Source organism: Protofrankia sp. Cj3, from assembly GCF_917627355.1.
Lineage (GTDB): Bacteria > Actinomycetota > Actinomycetes > Frankiales > Frankiaceae > Protofrankia.
On the sequence record NZ_CAKJTR010000168.1, the window covers coordinates 10,835 to 11,317 of the forward strand.

The following is a 483-nucleotide window of genomic DNA, read 5'->3' on the forward strand; positions in this document are numbered from 1 at the left end:
CCTCATCACGAGAAAGAAGAACGCTCACACGGACGCATCAAGCGGTGGGCCATCTGGACCACGACCGCCGAGGACATCCGCTTCCCGTTCGCACGGACGATAGCCATAATCCGCCGAGAGGAATTCGACCTTGAAGGAAACCGACTCACGAAAGAATACGCCTTCATCATTACCAGCCTGCGGGGAAGTCGTGCCACCCCCGCCGCCATCCACACCCATGTTCGTCGGCACTGGGGAATCGAAAACCGTGTGCATTATGTCCGCGACACCGCATGGCAGGAAGACGCCTGTCACGCCCGCCTCGGAAACGGCCCGCGAAACCTCGCCATTCTGCGGAACCTCGCCCTCAGTCTCCTTCGTCTCCACGGCATTAAAAAAATCAAAAAAACCCTCGAGTACATCGCCGGAGACCGTAACAGAGCACTCAGGTTTCTGAATACATAGAGCAACTGTTCGCTACGCTGTGCGACCTTCGCGCAGCCC

Annotated in this window: 1 protein-coding gene; it reads left to right on the forward strand. The window is 57.8% G+C overall.

The genetic code is table 11. The features are described from left to right. A partial coding sequence (locus MJ783_RS18650; RefSeq protein ID WP_239312049.1) for an ISAs1 family transposase occupies positions 1-444 on the forward strand: 444 nt, incomplete at its 5' end. Positions 445-483: the final 39 nt, after the last annotated feature.